The sequence below is a fragment of the Sneathiella sp. genome (assembly GCF_047631475.1).
Classification (GTDB): domain Bacteria; phylum Pseudomonadota; class Alphaproteobacteria; order Sneathiellales; family Sneathiellaceae; genus Sneathiella.
Genome location: NZ_JBLHZT010000004.1, coordinates 62,754 through 79,431, shown reverse-complemented (window position 1 = coordinate 79,431; position 16,678 = coordinate 62,754). Strand labels below are relative to the sequence as shown.

Below are 16,678 nucleotides of genomic sequence, written 5' to 3'. Positions count from 1 at the left end.
ATATGAATATTCATGAATATCAGGCCAAAGGCCTTCTAGCAAAATACGGTGTGACCGTGCCAAAAGGTGGGGTTGCTTACACAGCTGAAGAAGCAAAAACAGTAGCTCAGGGACTTGGCGGTCCTGTCTGGGTTGTTAAATCTCAGATCCACGCTGGCGGTCGCGGACTTGGCGGCGGTGTCAAGGTTGTCAAATCTCTTGAGGAAGTTGTTGAAACAGCAAAATCCATGATTGGTATGCAGCTGGTGACCCATCAGACTGGCCCTGAAGGAAAAGAAGTTAAACGTGTCTATGTTGAAGATGGCTGCGATATTGCGCGCGAACTTTACCTGGGTGCGATTATTGATCGTGCAAAAGATTGTGTGACTTTCATGGCGTCTACTGAAGGCGGCATGGAAATTGAGGAAGTTGCAGCAGCAACACCTGAAAAAATCAAAATGGTCAGCATCGATCCTGCAACTGGCATTCAGGCGTTCCACGCCCGTCAGATTGCTTTCTCCCTCGGGTTGGAAGGCAAGCAGGTTGGCGCAGCCGTTAAATTCATTATGGCCCTGTATAATGCGATTATGGACACTGACGCCAGCCTTGTGGAAATCAATCCACTGGTTGTCACTGGTGCCGGCGAGGTCATCGCCCTTGACGCAAAAATGAATTTTGATGACAACGCTCTGTTCCGTCAGAAAGAAATTTCTGAATTGCGCGATCCTGACGAAGAAGATCCGTCAGAACTTGAAGCTGCCCAGTATGACCTGAACTACATCAAGCTTGATGGCAACATCGGTTGCATGGTGAACGGTGCGGGTCTTGCGATGGCGACTATGGATATCATCAAGCTCAATGGTGGCGATCCGGCCAACTTCCTTGACGTTGGTGGCGGCGCAACAAAAGAAAAAGTAACCGAAGCGTTCAAGATTATTCTGAAAGACGAAAATGTTGAAGGCATTCTGGTCAACATCTTCGGCGGTATCATGCGCTGTGATGTGATTGCAGAGGGTGTTGTTGCTGCGGCGAAAGAAGTTGCGCTGAGCGTTCCACTGGTTGTTCGCCTTGAAGGCACGAATGTCGACCTTGGAAAGAAAATCCTGGCCGAATCTGGTCTGCCGATTACCTCTGCAGATGATCTGGGTGACGCTGCTGAGAAAATTGTTAAAGAAGTGAAGGAGGCAGCATAATGGCCGTACTCGTCAATAAAGAGACAAAGGTCATTTGTCAGGGCTTCACAGGCTCTCAAGGGACTTTCCATTCTGAGCAGGCAATTGCTTACGGAACCAAAATGGTCGGTGGTGTTACGCCGGGCAAGGGCGGCGAAAGCCATCTTGATCTACCAATTTTCAATACTGTTGAGGAGGCTGTTCACACAACGGGTGCCAATGCCAGTGTGATTTATGTGCCGCCTCCGTTTGCGGCAGATGCTATTCTGGAAGCTGTCGATGCAAAAGTCGAACTGGTTGTCTGTATTACAGAAGGTATCCCTGTTCTGGATATGGTTCGGGTAAAACGCGCTTTGAAAAATAGCGGCACTCGTTTGATCGGTCCAAACTGCCCGGGCGTCATTACGCCGGATGAATGTAAAATCGGTATTATGCCGGGTCATATTCACCGTCGTGGTAATGTGGGTATCGTTTCGCGGTCAGGTACACTGACCTACGAAGCTGTTGCACAGACAACTGCCGCAGGTCTCGGTCAGTCAACCTGTATCGGTATCGGTGGCGATCCGGTTAATGGAACTAACTTCATTGATTGTCTGGATATGTTCCTACAGGACGATGAAACTGAATCCATTATCATGATCGGTGAAATCGGCGGTTCAGCAGAAGAAGAAGCTGCTGACTTCCTGAAACAGTCTAAAATCAAGAAGCCTGTTGTTGGCTTTATCGCGGGTGTTACTGCACCTCCTGGCCGTCGCATGGGCCATGCGGGTGCTATTATTTCCGGCGGTAAAGGCGGTGCAGACGATAAAATGGATGCCATGCGCAGCGCAGGAATTACTGTCTCTGACAGCCCTTCTGCACTTGGTTCTACTTTGGTAAGAGTTTTGAAAGGGTAGTATAGTAATACTACTCGTTCATTTTAACTCGACTTTTACTTTGGGGGTGGGCAATTGCCCACCCATATGACCGGAAATGGCACAACAAGTGGACAATTCTTCCTTCCTCTCTGGCGCAAATGCCGGATTTATTGAAGATCTTTATCTTCGCTACCAGAATGACCCAACTTCAGTTGACAGCAGCTGGCAGCAGTATTTTCAGACCCTGGGCGATGACGCAGAAACTGTCGTAGCAGAAAATCGCGGCGCCCCCTGGACCCCAAGTAACGGAATTTCCCCTGAAGACGAATACGGCATCCTTGGAGATGCGGCCTATCGCGCCATTGAAAAGGCGGAGAAAAAAGGTCTTCCTCAACAGGACATCAGAGCGGCAGCGATTGATACCATTCGCGCCCTCATGTTGATCAGAAGCTATCGCGTTCGCGGGCATCTGAAAGCCAACCTGGATCCCTTGGGTCTGGAAGCGCCAAAAGAACACCCGGAACTGGATCCCCGAACCTATGGATTTGATGAAAGTGACTGGGATCGCGAAATCTTTCTGGATAATGTTCTAGGGCTGGAAACGTCAACAATCCGCGAGATACTTGAGATCGTGACCCGCACTTATTGCGGATCGATCGGTGTCGAGTTTATGCATATTCAGGAACCAGATCAGAAAGCCTGGATCCAGGAGCGTATTGAAGGACGTCATAAAGACGTTACTTTCACGTCAGAAGGCAAGGTTGCGATTTTGCGCAAACTGATCGAAACAGAAGGTTTCGAACATTTTCTGAACGTAAAATATACCGGTACAAAACGGTTCGGTCTGGATGGCGGTGAATCGCTGGTGCCGGCTATGGAAGGCGTTATTAAACGCGGTGGCCAGCTTGGCGTTAAAGAAATTGTTTTGGGTATGCCGCATCGGGGCCGCCTGAATATTCTGACAAATGTGATGGCGAAGCCGTTCCGGGCCGTGTTTTCTGAATTTCAGGGGAACCCAGCCAATCCAGAAGATGTGGAAGGTTCTGGTGATGTGAAGTATCACTTGGGGACGTCTTCTGATCGTGAATTCGACGGCAATAATGTGCATCTATCCTTGACTGCGAACCCGTCTCATCTGGAAGCAGTCAATCCTGTTGTTCTTGGTAAAGCACGGGCGAAGCAATCTCAGATTGGCCATAATGTCGGCGAGCAGGTGATGCCGCTTCTGCTTCATGGTGACGCTGCTTTTGCCGGGCAGGGTGTTGTTGCTGAATGTTTCGGGCTCTCTGAACTTAAAGGGTACCGCACATCTGGAACCATTCACTTTGTGGTCAATAACCAGATCGGCTTTACCACAAGTCCTAAATATTCACGGTCCAGCCCGTATCCTTCTGATGTGGGTAAAATGGTTCAGGCGCCGATTTTCCATGTCAATGGTGATGATCCTGAGGCCGTTTGCCATGTGGCAAAAATTGCGACTGAATTCCGTCAGCAGTTCCAGATTGATGTTGTCATCGACATGTTCTGTTATCGCCGTCATGGTCATAACGAAGGGGACGAGCCGGCCTTTACACAACCATTGATGTATCGGACAATTTCCCAGCATCCTACAACGATGCAGATCTACGCTAAAAAACTGATTGAAGAAGGCGTTGTTCAGGAAAGTCAGGTTGAAGGATGGATCGCTGAATTTAAAGACTATCTGGAAAAACAGTTTGAGACAGCCAACAGCTTTAAGCCAAATAAAGCGGACTGGTTCGAAGGTCGCTGGCAGGGGTTTGAGCGAGCCGATCAAGGAGCTCGCCGTGGTACAACCGCTGTTGAGTTGGATATATTGCGGGAGATCGGTAAAAAACTGACTGAAATTCCGGAAAATCATAATGTGCACAGAACCCTGCAACGGGTCCTGAAAGCCAAGAAGAAAATGATCGATACCGGTGAAAATATCGACTGGGCGACCGCAGAAGCGTTGGCTTTTGGCTCTTTGCTCAAAGAAGATTACCCGGTTCGCCTATCCGGACAGGATTGTGGCCGCGGAACATTTTCACAGCGCCATTCCGTTATCGTTGATCAGATGACAGAAGAACGTTATGTCCCGCTTAATAATTTGAGCGGGGAACAGGCACAGTATGAAGTCATAGACAGTATGTTGTCTGAAATGGCGGTGCTGGGTTACGAATATGGCTATAGTCTTGCAGAGCCAAAGACACTGGTTCTTTGGGAAGCCCAGTTTGGTGATTTTGCCAATGGTGCTCAGGTGATCATTGATCAGTTTATTTCTAGTGGTGAAGCAAAATGGCTGCGGATGAGCGGACTGGTTATGCTTCTGCCGCATGGTTATGAAGGTCAAGGGCCCGAACATTCCTCGGCCCGTCTTGAACGGTATTTGCAATCATCTGCGGAAGATAACTGGCAAATCGTGAACTGTACGACACCAGCCAACTATTTCCATGTGCTGCGCCGTCAGATCCATCGCAAGTTCCGCAAGCCTCTTGTTGTTATGACGCCTAAATCCTTGTTGCGCCATAAAATGGCGGTTTCCACACTAGAGGAAATGGGACCGGGATCTACCTTCCACAGGGTTCTGTATGATAATGAAAAATTATGTGCAGATAAGGACGTCAAACGCATCGTTCTGTGTTCGGGTAAGGTTTATTATGACCTGAAAGCCCGCCGGGATGAAGTGGGTCTGAAAGATACTTATTTCCTTCGTCTGGAGCAGCTGTATCCGTTCCCGGAACAGGCACTGGCAGATGAACTGAAAGCGTTCACCCATATCGAGGATATCGTTTGGTGTCAGGAAGAGCCGAAAAATATGGGCGCCTGGTCATTTGTAGAGCCTCGTATTGAAGAAGTTCTGGCGTCTGTTGGCATGAAAAATGTGTCCCGGGCCCGTTATGCAGGGCGGAATGAATCAGCGGCAACCGCCACTGGTTTGCTGAAGCAGCATAATAAACAACAAGCAGCACTAGTAGATGATGCACTTGGCATCAAATCCGAATAGGAAAGTAAGAACATGACTGTTGAAATTCGTGTGCCCGTTCTTGGGGAATCCGTAACGGAAGCCACTGTGGGTCAGTGGTTCAAGCAAGTCGGTGATTCAATTGCCAAGGATGAACCTATCGTTGAGCTTGAAACAGACAAAGTAACGCTGGAAGTCAATGCGACGGAAAGCGGGCGTCTGGAAGAAATCATCGCTGCAGAAGGTGAAGATGTCGAAGTTGGCGCCCTTTTGGGTCAGATCGTTGCTGGGGCTTCAGGGAATGCCTCTGCCAAGCCCAAGGCAGAAGCGCCAAAGGAAGAGGCACCTAAACAAGCTGAAAAGCCAGCGCAGCCAGCTGAAGTCAAATCAGAACCTGCTGCGGCTCCAGCGTCTTCTGGCTCGGTAGAAACATTGCCTGCCGCGCAAAAGCTGATCGACGAAAATAATCTGAATGCGTCCGACATTCGTGGGACCGGCAAAGATGGTCGGATTACCAAAGGTGATGTGCTAGAAGCGCTTGAAAATGGCGGCAAGTCGCCTGCGGCAGCACCGTCTGCTCCGTCTGCGGCTCCTGCCGCTGCGCCTGCACCTGCATCTGCGGCCCCTTCTGGACCGCGGAGCGAAGAAGCGCGTGAAGAGCGCGTTAAGATGACTCGCCTGCGTAAGAGTATCGCGTCGAAACTTAAAGAAGCGCAGAATACTGCCGCGATGCTGACCACTTATAACGAAGTGGATCTGACTAATTTGATGGCGTTGCGCGCGGAATATAAAGATCTGTTTTTGAAAAAGCATGAAGTCAAACTTGGTTTCATGTCTTTCTTTACAAAAGCCTGTATCGCCGGTCTGCAGGAACTGCCTGCGGTGAATGCTGAAATTGATGGCGATCAGATTATCTATAAAAACTACTATCACATGGGTGTTGCTGTCGGCACGCCAAATGGTCTTGTGGTTCCTGTTTTGCGGGATGCCGATCAGATGAGCTTTGCCGAAGTTGAAAAAGGTATTGCAGAATTGGGCCGGAAGGCTCGCGACGGCAAACTGAGCATGGCGGATATGCAAGGCGGTACTTTCACGATTTCAAACGGTGGTGTTTACGGCTCTCTGATGTCTTCTCCGATTTTGAACGCGCCTCAATCAGGTGTGTTGGGGATGCATAAAATTCAGGAGCGGCCGATGGTTGTCGATGGTGAAATTAAAATTCGCCCGATGATGTATCTGGCCCTGTCTTATGATCATCGGATCATTGATGGTAAAGAGGCGGTGACATTCCTTGTCCGTGTGAAAGACGCGCTGGAAGACCCACAACGCCTGTTGCTGGACCTGTAATTCTAACATTTCCCTAGAGGGGATTATCATGAGTGACGATAGCTTTGACTTGATTGTGGTCGGTGGCGGCCCGGGCGGATATACTGCGGCCATTCGCGCGGCACAACTGGGCATGAAAACGGCCTGTGTTGAAAAACGTGGCGCGTTAGGCGGAACATGCCTGAATGTTGGGTGTATCCCATCGAAAGCCCTGCTGAAATCTTCCGAACTATTTGAAGAAGCACAGCACGATTTTGCTGATCGCGGTATTAACGTGGGCTCGGTTAAACTGGACCTGTCCAAGATGCTGGGTCAAAAAGAAACAACGGTTGAAGGCTTGACGCAAGGCATCGAGTTTTTGTTCAAGAAGAACAAGGTGACTTACATCAAGGGCGCCGGCGAGCTTCAGGGCGGCGGCCGCGTTGAAGTGACCGGCGAGGAAAACAAAGTCATCAAGGGAAAAAATATTCTGATTTGTACTGGATCAGAAGTGACACCTTTGCCAAATGTGGACATCGACGAAAAACAAATCGTCTCGTCCACAGGGGCCCTTGAACTTAAAAAAGTGCCGAAAAGCATGATCGTTATCGGCGGTGGTGTGATCGGTCTTGAGCTGGGTACCGTTTGGCGCCGTTTGGGTGCCGAAGTCACGGTCGTTGAGTTCCTTGACCGAATTTTGCCCGGCACGGATAACGAGGTTGCGAAAACAACGCAACGGGTGCTGAAAAAGCAGGGCATGAAGTTCATGCTTGGCAAGAAAGTCACCGGGGCCAAAAAAGCCAAATCGGGCGTGACATTGACCGTGGAGCCTGCAAAAGGTGGTGACGCAGAAGAATTGAAGGCTGAGGTTGTTCTGGTTGCAATCGGTCGTCGTCCTTATACTGAAGGTTTGGGCTTGGATGATCTGGGTGTAGAGCGGGATAAAGCTGGCCGGATTATCGTTGATAAAACTTTTAAATCCAGTGTTGATGGTGTTTATGCCATTGGTGATGTAATCGATGGCCCTATGCTTGCTCATAAAGCAGAAGACGAAGGCGTTGTCTGCGTTGAAATGCTGGCAGGTCAGAAGCCTCATATCAATTATGATACCATTCCCGGTGTCATCTATACTTGGCCAGAAGTTGCAACGGTTGGTAAGACCGAAGAACAGCTTAAGGACGCAGGTATTGAATATAATGTTGGCAAGGTGCCCTTTATGGCGAATAGCCGGGCACGGGCCAATGGGTTCACGGAAGGATTTGCAAAAATTCTGGCCGACAAGAAAACGGATAAAGTTTTGGGTGTTCATATTATTGGACCGGATGCAGGCACCATTATTCATGAATGTGTTCTGGCGATGGAGTTTGGTGCTTCTGCTGAAGATATTGCGAGAACCTGCCATGCCCATCCGACATTGAACGAAGCTGTGAAAGAAGCCGCGCTTGCGGTTGCCGGTCGTACTTTGAATAGTTGACCTTTCGGTTTAAATTCTTGAAAATGCAGGGCCGGATTTCAGGATCCGGCCCTTTCTTTTTGCTCGCCCCCAACTCGTTCAGGAGCCGTTATGAAGCTTTGTTACAGCCCTACCTCGCCGTTTGTTCGTAAAGTCGTTGTGACCGCCATGGAGGCGGGCCTATTCGACACAATAGAAACCTATCGCGGAGATGTGTCTGACATTTTCAAAGGGATCAATCCTACCAACCCTTTAGGCAAGGTTCCAAGCCTAACTTTGGACAGTGATGACACCCTTTTTGATTCTGTGGTTATCTGTGAATATCTGAACGAGCTTTCAGACAAAGTGGATTTATTCCCAGCAAAGGGTGTTGAGCGCGCGCGCGTTATGACCCTGCACGCGTTGGCGGACGGCATGACGGATGCGGCGTACCAGCGGCGTATGGATAGCGCCGCGATGCCAGAAGGCGAAGGCTCTCCAACCTGGAACGCCCGGTTGAGGGTTGCGATGGAAAACGGTTTGGATCACCTGGAAAAAACGGTTGATACATTCAAGGATGACTTGAATATCGGAACCATTGCGGTGGCCTGTGCCCTTGGATATTTTGATTTCCGATTTTCCCATGAAAACTGGAGAGAAGGGCGCCCTCAGCTTGCCGCTTGGTATGAGACTTTTTCAAACCGTCCTTCCCTGCAAGAAACAGTGCCACCCGAAGCGTAAGGTCCATCACGTATGTCTGCTGCCAGACTGACTTTTTTACTCTGTTTGGCAGAAGTCCTGTCGATGACTTCTTTCGCGGCTTTTCCTGCATTGACCCCATTTTTCTTTAAAAGCTGGGGTCTTTCGGGGACGCAGGCGGGATGGATCAATGGGGCTTATTTTTGCGGATTTACTATTGTCGGCTTTGTTGCGGCGACTTTGACGGACAGGATTGATGCACGAAAAGTCGTGCTGGCCGGTAATCTGGTTGCAATCGCCGGTGCATACGGATTTGCCGTTTTTGCTGATGGTTTTCTTTCGTCCCTGCCGTGGCGGTTTTTATCCGGGGCCGCTTTGGCCGCCTCTTACATGCCAGGCCTTAAACTTTTGACGGATCGGTTGCCGGAGGGAAACCATTCTCGGTCAATTGCTTTCTATACAGCCTGCTTTTCAAGCGGCTCAGCGCTTTCCTTCTTGCTGGTCGGGCAAATACATAAATGGATGGGAGCGGAAACTGCATTATATGCGGTCATTGCCGGACCGCCTTGTGCATTGCTGATTATCTTGTTGGCAACCGGATCAAAACCAAATCATCACCCACGCCCCTGGCGGCAACTTTTCAATTTCACCCCAGTCCTTACGAACCGGAAGACTATGGGCTATGTTTTGGCCTATTTCTGCCATTCATGGGAATTAATGGCGATGCGGTCATTTGTCGTCGCGTTTTTGACCTTTGCGCAAACCCGGACGGAAGCCCCCGCCTGGATGGATATTAGTATTATTGCGTCAATCATCATCTTTCTGGGCCTTCCTGCCAGTGTCTCGGGAAATGAGCTTGCCTTGAAGCTTGGCCGGCAAAAAGCGATTGCCCTAATCATGTTCATATCCTTCTGTTTGTCTCTTGTTCTGGGTTTTTCTGCAGATTTGCCGTTTGCCGTCGTTGTATTGCTGGCGGCTGCATTTGGCTTTTTTGTCACGGCTGATTCATCCTCCATCACTTCAGGAGCGGTCGAGACTTCCCCTCCGGAGCTGAAAGGTTCAACAATGGCAGTGCACAGTTTCCTTGGTTTCACCGGGGCCATGGCCGGGCCCGTTGTTGCAGGGGTTGTTCTTGATCTGGGCGGTGGACCCGAAGAGCTGGTTGCGTGGGGATTTGCTTATCTTTCTATGGGAGCAATCGCAGTTTTCGCCCCAATCGCTTTGAAGCTGTCGCGCTAGGTTCCAGAAGATTTGGGATGGGTGCGTTCATACACTTTCAGAAGTGTGTCGATTTCCAAATCCGTATAAACTTGCGTGCTGGAGAGGGAGGCGTGACCAAGAAGCTCCTGAATGGTGCGAAGGTCACCACCGTTTTTCAGAAGGTGGGTTGCGAAACTGTGGCGCAACGCATGGGGCGTCGCTGTTTCAGGTAAACCCAGACGGCGCCGTAATTCCTGAACTCGATGCTGAATAGTTCGGGCATTGAGCCGCTTGCCCTGCTTGCCAAAGAACAGGGGGCCATCCTCCTGAAACCGAAATGGGCATTCCTTTAAATAGATCTCTATTGCTTTACGGACTGCGGGCAAAACAGGGACAAGCCGTTCTTTATTGCCCTTTCCCAAAATCCGCAGGATATCCCCGTGAGGGCGGTCCTGATAATTGAGGGAAAGCGCCTCATTGATACGAAGGCCACAGCCGTATAAAAGACTAAGCACAGCTGTATCCCGGTCTTGCAGCCAGCGTTGGCCTGTTCCCGGGCTGTGACGGCTACTGTTGAGAAGTAATTTTGCCGCTTGCGGGCTGACAGGTCTGGGCAGGGTTTTTGGTTTCTTGGGGGAGCGCACAATCTTAATATAGGGGTTATGCAAAACGCCGTCTTTTTCCTGCTTGCGAAAAAAACTGCGGACTGAAGAAAGAACCCGATTTAAGGATGTCGCTGATAAACCGTCTCGCTGACGAGAGGCGAGAAACGCGCGAAAATCGGCGGCACGCAAAGTCTCAAGATCCTTGAAAGTCGGTGTTTTCCCCAAATGAGGCCCTAAAAAATCCAGAAAATCAGAAACATCTCGATCATAGGCATTCAAAGTGTGCGGACTGACTTTCTTCTCGTGCGCCAGCCAGTTTTTCCAGATTTTCAACCGATCTGATAGGATGTCCGTCATGGGCGTTACGGTGTTGTGTTTTCCAACCACATCTGCAAACAGGATTGCGTGCAGGTCGCCAGAAAAGCCAATAGCTCGGTACCTTGATCGGGATGAAAATGTCCCTCTTCCCGACTGCCGATTGCCAACATTGCTTGGGCATGCAGTGACGGCACTTCAAGTTTGATCAAAGAATCAGAATAAACGAGATCCATCGCCGGTCCGAAGATAGCCCGGGATTTGGTTGCAACAGGACGCATCAGGATATGTCCCATATGCCAGTTGGCGCGATCAATGCTTCCCGCTTTTAATCTCTGTAATCCTGTCATTTCCGGAAGTGGGATAGGACCGTCTTCAATACAAAGCGTAATGACATCTACTTCCAGAATTTCCGGAAGGTCTTGTGTCAGGATATGGACAAAATGCGCAAAGCCTGTTGCGGACAAAATGAGTTGAACGGACGCATGGATCATTTTCTGGGTATGCTGGTTGATCCTTGCTGCGGCGACAAACGTGTTTTGGGTGTCTGTCAGACGCCGTACTTCCGATTGCAGTCTTTCAACAAGAAAAGACTGCATATCAACAACCCCTTCACCAGAGGGGCGGGAAGGCGGGGCGGCCTCCATCAGAAGGTCAGCATTCTCTTTCAGGAATTCCGGGTGGCGATTAAGCCAGTTCCGCACATCTGCTGCATCGAGATCCGGAAGGCTCCCTTTATCAGATGGTTTGCTTTCTTTGCTTTTTGCCACGCCGTTACCCTTTGTCTGTTTCAGCTTTCGTTTAGCCGATGATTTTTTGCCCGGTTTTTTCCCAGTCTGACAAAAAGGCGGCGAGGCCCTTATCAGTCAATGGATGAGACACCAGTTGTTTCAGAACCTGCGGCGGAATTGTGCAGACATCCGCACCCATCAGCGCAGAATTGACAATATGGGCCGGGTTGCGAATAGAGGCGACCAGAACTTCTGTATGAAGATTTGGGTAGTTGCCGTAAATCTGGACGATATCGCCGATCAGGTTCATGCCGTCCTGGCCAATATCGTCAAGACGACCAACAAATGGCGAAATATAGGTTGCCCCCGCTTTTGCCGCGAGGATCGCCTGTGCTGCAGAAAAACACAGCGTTACATTTACCTGAGTGCCTGCTTTTGAAAGTTGTGAGCAGGTTTTAAGGCCAGCCATCGTCAGGGGTACTTTTACGGCGACATTTTCAGCAATGCCCGCCAGTTTCTTGCCTTCTTCGATCATTGTTTCATAGTCTGTTGCGGCGACCTCTGCGCTAACAGGGCCATCGACAATGGCGCAGATTTCTTTAATGACATCAAAAAAATCGCGGCCGCTTTTGGCAATCAAAGAAGGGTTTGTTGTCACTCCGTCCAAAAGACCGGTGTCTGCAAGTTCCCGAATTTCTTCAGTGTCGGCTGTATCTACAAAAAATTTCATGACGTTGTCTGCATCCTCAATCAATGCCAAATAAGAATTCCTGTGCCTTCTATAGCCGGTTTGGCCGCGCTGGACAATTCTTCTGACGCCAGGCACGACCTTTTGGGTGTCTGTTCCTGTTTCTATCTGGTATCACTTTAGATCAATGAACCGATATTGACCAGAGCAGGCCCAAATCAAATCTTATGACAGACCTTTTGGATGAAAGATGCGTACAAGTCCTTCTGCCGATGAGCGCGGGGGCGCTTTATGATTATCGGGTCCCACCGGAAATGGATTTGCATCTGGGGCAATTTGTCGAAGTGCCGCTTGGCCCCAGACAGGTTGTTGGTGTTGTCTGGAAAGAAAATGTGACACCATCGGTCGCGCAGGACCGGCTGAAGAGCGTTCTGAATATCCTGCCATGCCCAGCCCTTCCGTCTGCCAGCCTTCGTTTTGTTGACTGGGTCGCAAATTACACGGTGCAACGTCCCGGCCGGGTTTTGCGCATGTGCATGAGCATTCCGGATGCCCTGTATCCGAAAGCGCCGAAAAAAGGATTTCGCCATACAGGAAAAATGCCTGAAAAACTGACCGCTGCGAGGAGTCGGGTTCTGGCGGTTCTGGAAGGGGGGGTGGCAAGAACGGCGGCAGAGATTTCAGAGCTTGCCGGGACAAGCAGTTCCGTCTTGAAAGGGCTGGAGAGCCAACAGGTTCTTGAGAGCGTTGCATTGCCTGCGGATGCGCCTATTCCAGAGCCAGACCCCAATGCCGGGGGATTTGATTTGTCCGAATTGCAGCAGGAAGCGGCAGTAACGCTCTGCGCTCCCGTTTCACAACAGATATTTTCTGTTTCTTTGCTGGATGGTGTGACCGGTTCCGGTAAAACGGAAGTGTATTTTGAAGCGATTGCGGAATGCCTGTCGCAAGGTCGGCAAGCCTTGGTGCTGCTCCCGGAAATTGCGCTCTCCTCTCAATGGTTATCCCGTTTTGAACAAAGATTTGGCGTGAAACCCGTGGAATGGCACTCGGATCTGGGTCAGGGAACCCGCCGCAAAAACTGGCGGGCGGTTATCGAGGGAAAGGCCAAAGTCGTTGTTGGGGCGCGTTCAGCCCTTTTTCTGCCGTTTAAAAATCTGGGACTGGTTGTTGTCGACGAGGAGCATGAAGCCTCTTTTAAGCAGGATGAAGGCGTTCCGTATAACGCCCGGGATATGGCTGTTGTCAGAGGGTCGCTTGGAAAATTTCCGGTTATTCTGGCCTCTGCCACCCCATCGCTAGAGACGTTGGTCAATGCGCATTCCGGTAAATACACCCATGTGAAATTACCCTCTCGTTTTGGCGGGGCGGTTCTGCCTGATGTTGAAATTGTTGATCTGAAGCTGCACCGGCCGGGAAGCCAGCGTTGGATATCGGAGCCGCTTCAAAAGGCGGTGGACGACGTGCTTGTTAAGAAACAGCAGGCCATGTTGTTTCTGAACCGTCGTGGATATGCTCCACTGACATTATGTGACGCCTGTGGCCACCGATTGCAATGTCCGCATTGCAGTGCCTGGCTGGTAGAGCATCGTCTGCTTCGAAAACTCCAGTGTCATCATTGCGGATTTTCGACAGGTACTCCGAAGGCCTGTCCCGATTGTGAAGAAACGGGTAGTTTTAAGGCCTGCGGACCGGGAATAGAACGGCTAACGGAAGAAGCGGGGCTTCTTTTTCCGGATGCCAAAATTGCAATGATTGCCAGTGACACCCTGACAAGCCCGAGTGCTGCCGCAGAGTTTGTCCGTGCGATGACCAGTGGGGAAATCGATATTTTGATCGGAACACAGATTGTTGCGAAAGGTTATCACTTCCCTAACCTTACATTGGTTGGGGTAGTCGATGCTGATTTGGGTTTGGCGGGCGGCGACCTACGTGCGTCGGAGCGCACATTTCAATTGTTGTCGCAGGTTGCCGGGCGTGCGGGCCGTGCCGAGCAACGCGGCAAGGTCTTGTTGCAGTCCCATATGCCGGAGCATCCGGTCATTGAAGCGTTGGCCAAACAGGATACCGCAGCCTTCATGGAAAGTGAACGACTGGCCCGCGAAGAAGCATTAATGCCCCCTTACGGACGGCTTGCATCTCTGATTCTCTCCAGTACAGATGCCGAATCGGTGCTTTCCTGTTGCAAGGAGCTTTCTCGAGGGGCGCCATATGGTGATAATTTCATGATAATGGGCCCGGCCCCGGCACCGCTGTCCATGATACGAGGGCGCCATCGGTACCGATTTTTGTTAAAGACGGCAAAAGATGTAAATTTACAATCAGTCATCCGAGCGTGGCTGAAGGGCAAGAAAATTCCTTCAAACACAAGGCTGCAAGTCGATGTTGATCCCTATAATTTTCTCTAATATTCGGTTTTGCGCTGCGGAAATGTGAAAATTTGGTGAATTTTGGTGAATAAACTACCTTTGGGGATATTGCTTCATAGAAATCACTGTGCTAATAACCCGTTGCCTAGCTGAAAAGGGCCGCTATTGTGGCTTATCGGTGGGGGCATTCAAATTTTCGTTCGACGCATTTCGCGTCGTTTTTTTCAGGCTTGGGGATCTTTCCTTGTCAGCTGAGAACACAATAGTTTCGGGTATCGCTGGTCGCTATGCGACAGCATTGTTTGATCTTGCTTTGGAAGCAAAGCAGATTGACGTTGTTGCTGCGGATATGGCCACGATCAAAACGTCATTGGAAGAGTGTGCGGATCTCGCACGGCTCGTCCTTAGTCCACTTGTTAGCCGAGATGATCAGGCGCGTGCCATGGCGGCCGTTCTTGAAAAACTGGGCGTAAGTGATCTGGTTCGTCGTTTCGTTGGGACAGTGGCACTAAACCGCCGCTTGTTTGCCCTGTCGGACATGATCGATGTCTTTGGCAAGTTACTCGCCGCAGAGCGCGGTGAAGTGGTTGCTAAAGTTACGTCAGCCAAAAAGCTGACTGTCAAGCAGATGGAGGCTCTTACGAAAGAGCTTAAATCCTCTACTGGCAGTGATGTTATTATCGACGCACATGTTGATGATGATATTATCGGCGGTCTGGTTGTAAAAGTCGGTTCGCGTATGGTCGATAGTTCGATCCGAACCAAGCTTCAAAATCTTAAGTTTGCGATGAAAGGGGTTGGGTGATGGACATCCGCGCCGCAGAAATTTCCGAAATTCTAAAACAACAGATTGCTGGTTTTGATACGCAAGCTGAGGTTTCAGAAGTTGGTCAGGTGCTGTCTGTTGGAGACGGTGTTGCTCGTATTTACGGTCTGGATAATATCCAGGCGGGTGAAATGGTGGAATTCCCAGGTGGTATTAAGGGTCTGGCCCTAAACCTGGAATCAGACAATGTTGGTGCCGTGATTTTCGGTTCTGACCGTGACATTAAAGAAGGCGACACCGTTAAGCGGACTGGCGCTATCGTTGAGACACAAGTGGGTAAAGGCCTGCTTGGTCGTGTTGTCGATGGTCTTGGTAACCCGATTGACGGCAAAGGTCCTATTGAAGGCGGTGAAGCCCGTCGTGTGGACGTGAAGGCGCCTGGCATTATGCCACGTAAGTCTGTTCACGAGCCAATGATGACCGGCCTGAAATCTGTTGACAGTCTTGTTCCTATTGGACGTGGTCAGCGTGAATTGATCATTGGTGACCGTCAGACAGGTAAAACTGCGGTTGCTGTTGATGCGATCCTGAACCAGAAATCTGTCAATGCAACAGGCGACGAAAGTAAAAAACTTTACTGCGTCTATGTTGTGATCGGCCAGAAGCGTTCAACTGTTGCTCAGGTTGTTAAGACACTTGAGGAAAACGGTGCGATGGAATATTCAATCGTTGTTGCTGCAACAGCGTCTGATCCGGCTCCGCTTCAGTATCTTGCACCGTTCACAGGGTGTGCGATGGCTGAGTATTTCCGTGATAACGGAATGCACTCTTTGATCATTTATGATGATTTGTCTAAACAGGCTGTTGCCTATCGTCAGATGTCCCTGCTTCTTCGTCGTCCTCCAGGACGTGAAGCATATCCAGGTGACGTTTTCTATCTGCACTCTCGTCTTTTGGAACGTTCTGCGAAATTGAACGAAGACAATGGTTTGGGTTCAATGACGGCGCTTCCGGTGATTGAAACACAGGCCGGTGACGTGTCTGCCTATATTCCGACAAACGTTATCTCTATTACAGACGGTCAGATCTTCCTGGAAACTGAATTGTTCTATCAGGGTATCCGTCCGGCCATTAACGTTGGTTTGTCCGTGTCTCGTGTGGGTTCTTCTGCTCAGACAAAAGCGATGAAACAGGTTGCTGGTACCATTAAACTTGAACTGGCTCAGTATCGTGAAATGGCCGCGTTTGCTCAGTTTGGTTCTGACTTGGATGCCTCTACTCAGCGTTTGCTGGCTCGTGGTGCCCGTCTGACAGAACTGCTGAAACAGCCTCAGTATTCTCCATTGACCATGGAAGAACAGGTTGTGGCAATTTTCTCCGGTGTGCGTGGTTTCCTCGATCGCATCGAAGTAAGCCAGATCGGTGATTTTGAAAAACAACTGCTAACAGAAATGCATGCCAAGCATCAGGATCTGATGGACACTATTCGTGATGAAGGTGCCCTTTCCAAGGAAACTGAAGCCAAGCTGACAGAAATTCTGGAAAGCTTTACAACTACTTTTGCGTAACCTTTGAGCTGAAAAAGGGGGTAGCCGCAT

Annotated in this window: 13 protein-coding genes; 10 read left to right on the top strand and 3 right to left on the bottom strand. The window is 50.0% G+C overall.

All coding sequences use genetic code 11. The features are described from left to right. Positions 1–2: 2 nt before the first annotated feature. From sucC to ACJAYR_RS02670, 7 genes are all read left to right on the top strand, one after another. Entirely contained in the window at positions 3–1,172 is a 1,170-nt protein-coding gene (gene sucC / locus ACJAYR_RS02700) for an ADP-forming succinate--CoA ligase subunit beta (protein WP_415235175.1), read from the top strand. After that, positions 1,172–2,047: a succinate--CoA ligase subunit alpha gene (gene sucD / locus ACJAYR_RS02695; RefSeq protein WP_415235174.1), complete on the top strand. Its 876-nt coding sequence runs from the start codon at positions 1,172–1,174 to the stop codon at positions 2,045–2,047. The genes sucC and sucD overlap by 1 nt, the downstream gene beginning before the upstream one ends. 76 nt (positions 2,048–2,123) lie before the next feature. After that, the gene (locus ACJAYR_RS02690; protein WP_415235173.1) at positions 2,124–5,012 is read left to right on the top strand and encodes a 2-oxoglutarate dehydrogenase E1 component; all 2,889 of its coding nucleotides are present in this window, start codon (positions 2,124–2,126) and stop codon (positions 5,010–5,012) included. A gap of 12 nt (positions 5,013–5,024) precedes the next feature. After that, positions 5,025–6,317: a 2-oxoglutarate dehydrogenase complex dihydrolipoyllysine-residue succinyltransferase gene (odhB, locus tag ACJAYR_RS02685; RefSeq protein ID WP_415235172.1), complete on the top strand. Its 1,293-nt coding sequence runs from the start codon at positions 5,025–5,027 to the stop codon at positions 6,315–6,317. A 28-nt stretch (positions 6,318–6,345) separates the two neighbouring features. Further along, entirely contained in the window at positions 6,346–7,749 is a 1,404-nt protein-coding gene (gene lpdA / locus ACJAYR_RS02680) for a dihydrolipoyl dehydrogenase (RefSeq protein WP_415235171.1), read from the top strand. Between the two features lie 90 nt (positions 7,750–7,839). Next, entirely contained in the window at positions 7,840–8,448 is a 609-nt protein-coding gene (locus ACJAYR_RS02675) for a glutathione S-transferase N-terminal domain-containing protein (protein ID WP_415235170.1), read from the top strand. A 12-nt stretch (positions 8,449–8,460) separates the two neighbouring features. Further along, entirely contained in the window at positions 8,461–9,645 is a 1,185-nt protein-coding gene (locus ACJAYR_RS02670; RefSeq protein ID WP_415235169.1) for an MFS transporter, read from the top strand. On the opposite strand, the gene ACJAYR_RS02665 is transcribed toward ACJAYR_RS02670, so the two are convergent. From ACJAYR_RS02665 to fsa, 3 genes are read right to left on the bottom strand one after another with little or no spacing between them, the layout of a single operon-like run. Continuing rightward, the gene (locus ACJAYR_RS02665; protein WP_415235168.1) at positions 9,642–10,568 is read right to left on the bottom strand and encodes a tyrosine recombinase XerC; all 927 of its coding nucleotides are present in this window, start codon (positions 10,566–10,568) and stop codon (positions 9,642–9,644) included. The genes ACJAYR_RS02670 and ACJAYR_RS02665 overlap by 4 nt on opposite strands. A 5-nt stretch (positions 10,569–10,573) precedes the next feature. Then, the gene (locus ACJAYR_RS02660) at positions 10,574–11,296 is read right to left on the bottom strand and encodes a DUF484 family protein (protein WP_415235167.1); all 723 of its coding nucleotides are present in this window, start codon (positions 11,294–11,296) and stop codon (positions 10,574–10,576) included. A 31-nt stretch (positions 11,297–11,327) separates the two neighbouring features. Then, positions 11,328–11,987 carry a fructose-6-phosphate aldolase gene (gene fsa / locus ACJAYR_RS02655; protein WP_169544175.1) on the bottom strand — a complete coding sequence of 220 codons (660 nt, stop codon included), beginning with the start codon at positions 11,985–11,987 and terminating at the stop codon, positions 11,328–11,330. Between the two features lie 185 nt (positions 11,988–12,172). On the opposite strand from fsa, the gene ACJAYR_RS02650 reads away from it, so the two are divergent. The 3 genes from ACJAYR_RS02650 (at position 12,173) to atpA (ending at position 16,648) form a co-directional block, all read left to right on the top strand. Beyond that, complete coding sequence (locus ACJAYR_RS02650) at positions 12,173–14,353, top strand: primosomal protein N' (protein ID WP_415235166.1); 2,181 nt, start codon at positions 12,173–12,175, stop codon at positions 14,351–14,353. 205 nt (positions 14,354–14,558) lie between these two features. Then, positions 14,559–15,119 carry a F0F1 ATP synthase subunit delta gene (locus ACJAYR_RS02645; RefSeq protein WP_415235165.1) on the top strand — a complete coding sequence of 187 codons (561 nt, stop codon included), beginning with the start codon at positions 14,559–14,561 and terminating at the stop codon, positions 15,117–15,119. Further along, the gene (gene atpA / locus ACJAYR_RS02640) at positions 15,119–16,648 is read left to right on the top strand and encodes a F0F1 ATP synthase subunit alpha (RefSeq protein WP_415235164.1); all 1,530 of its coding nucleotides are present in this window, start codon (positions 15,119–15,121) and stop codon (positions 16,646–16,648) included. The genes ACJAYR_RS02645 and atpA overlap by 1 nt, the downstream gene beginning before the upstream one ends. The last annotated feature ends 30 nt before the right edge of the window (positions 16,649–16,678 follow it).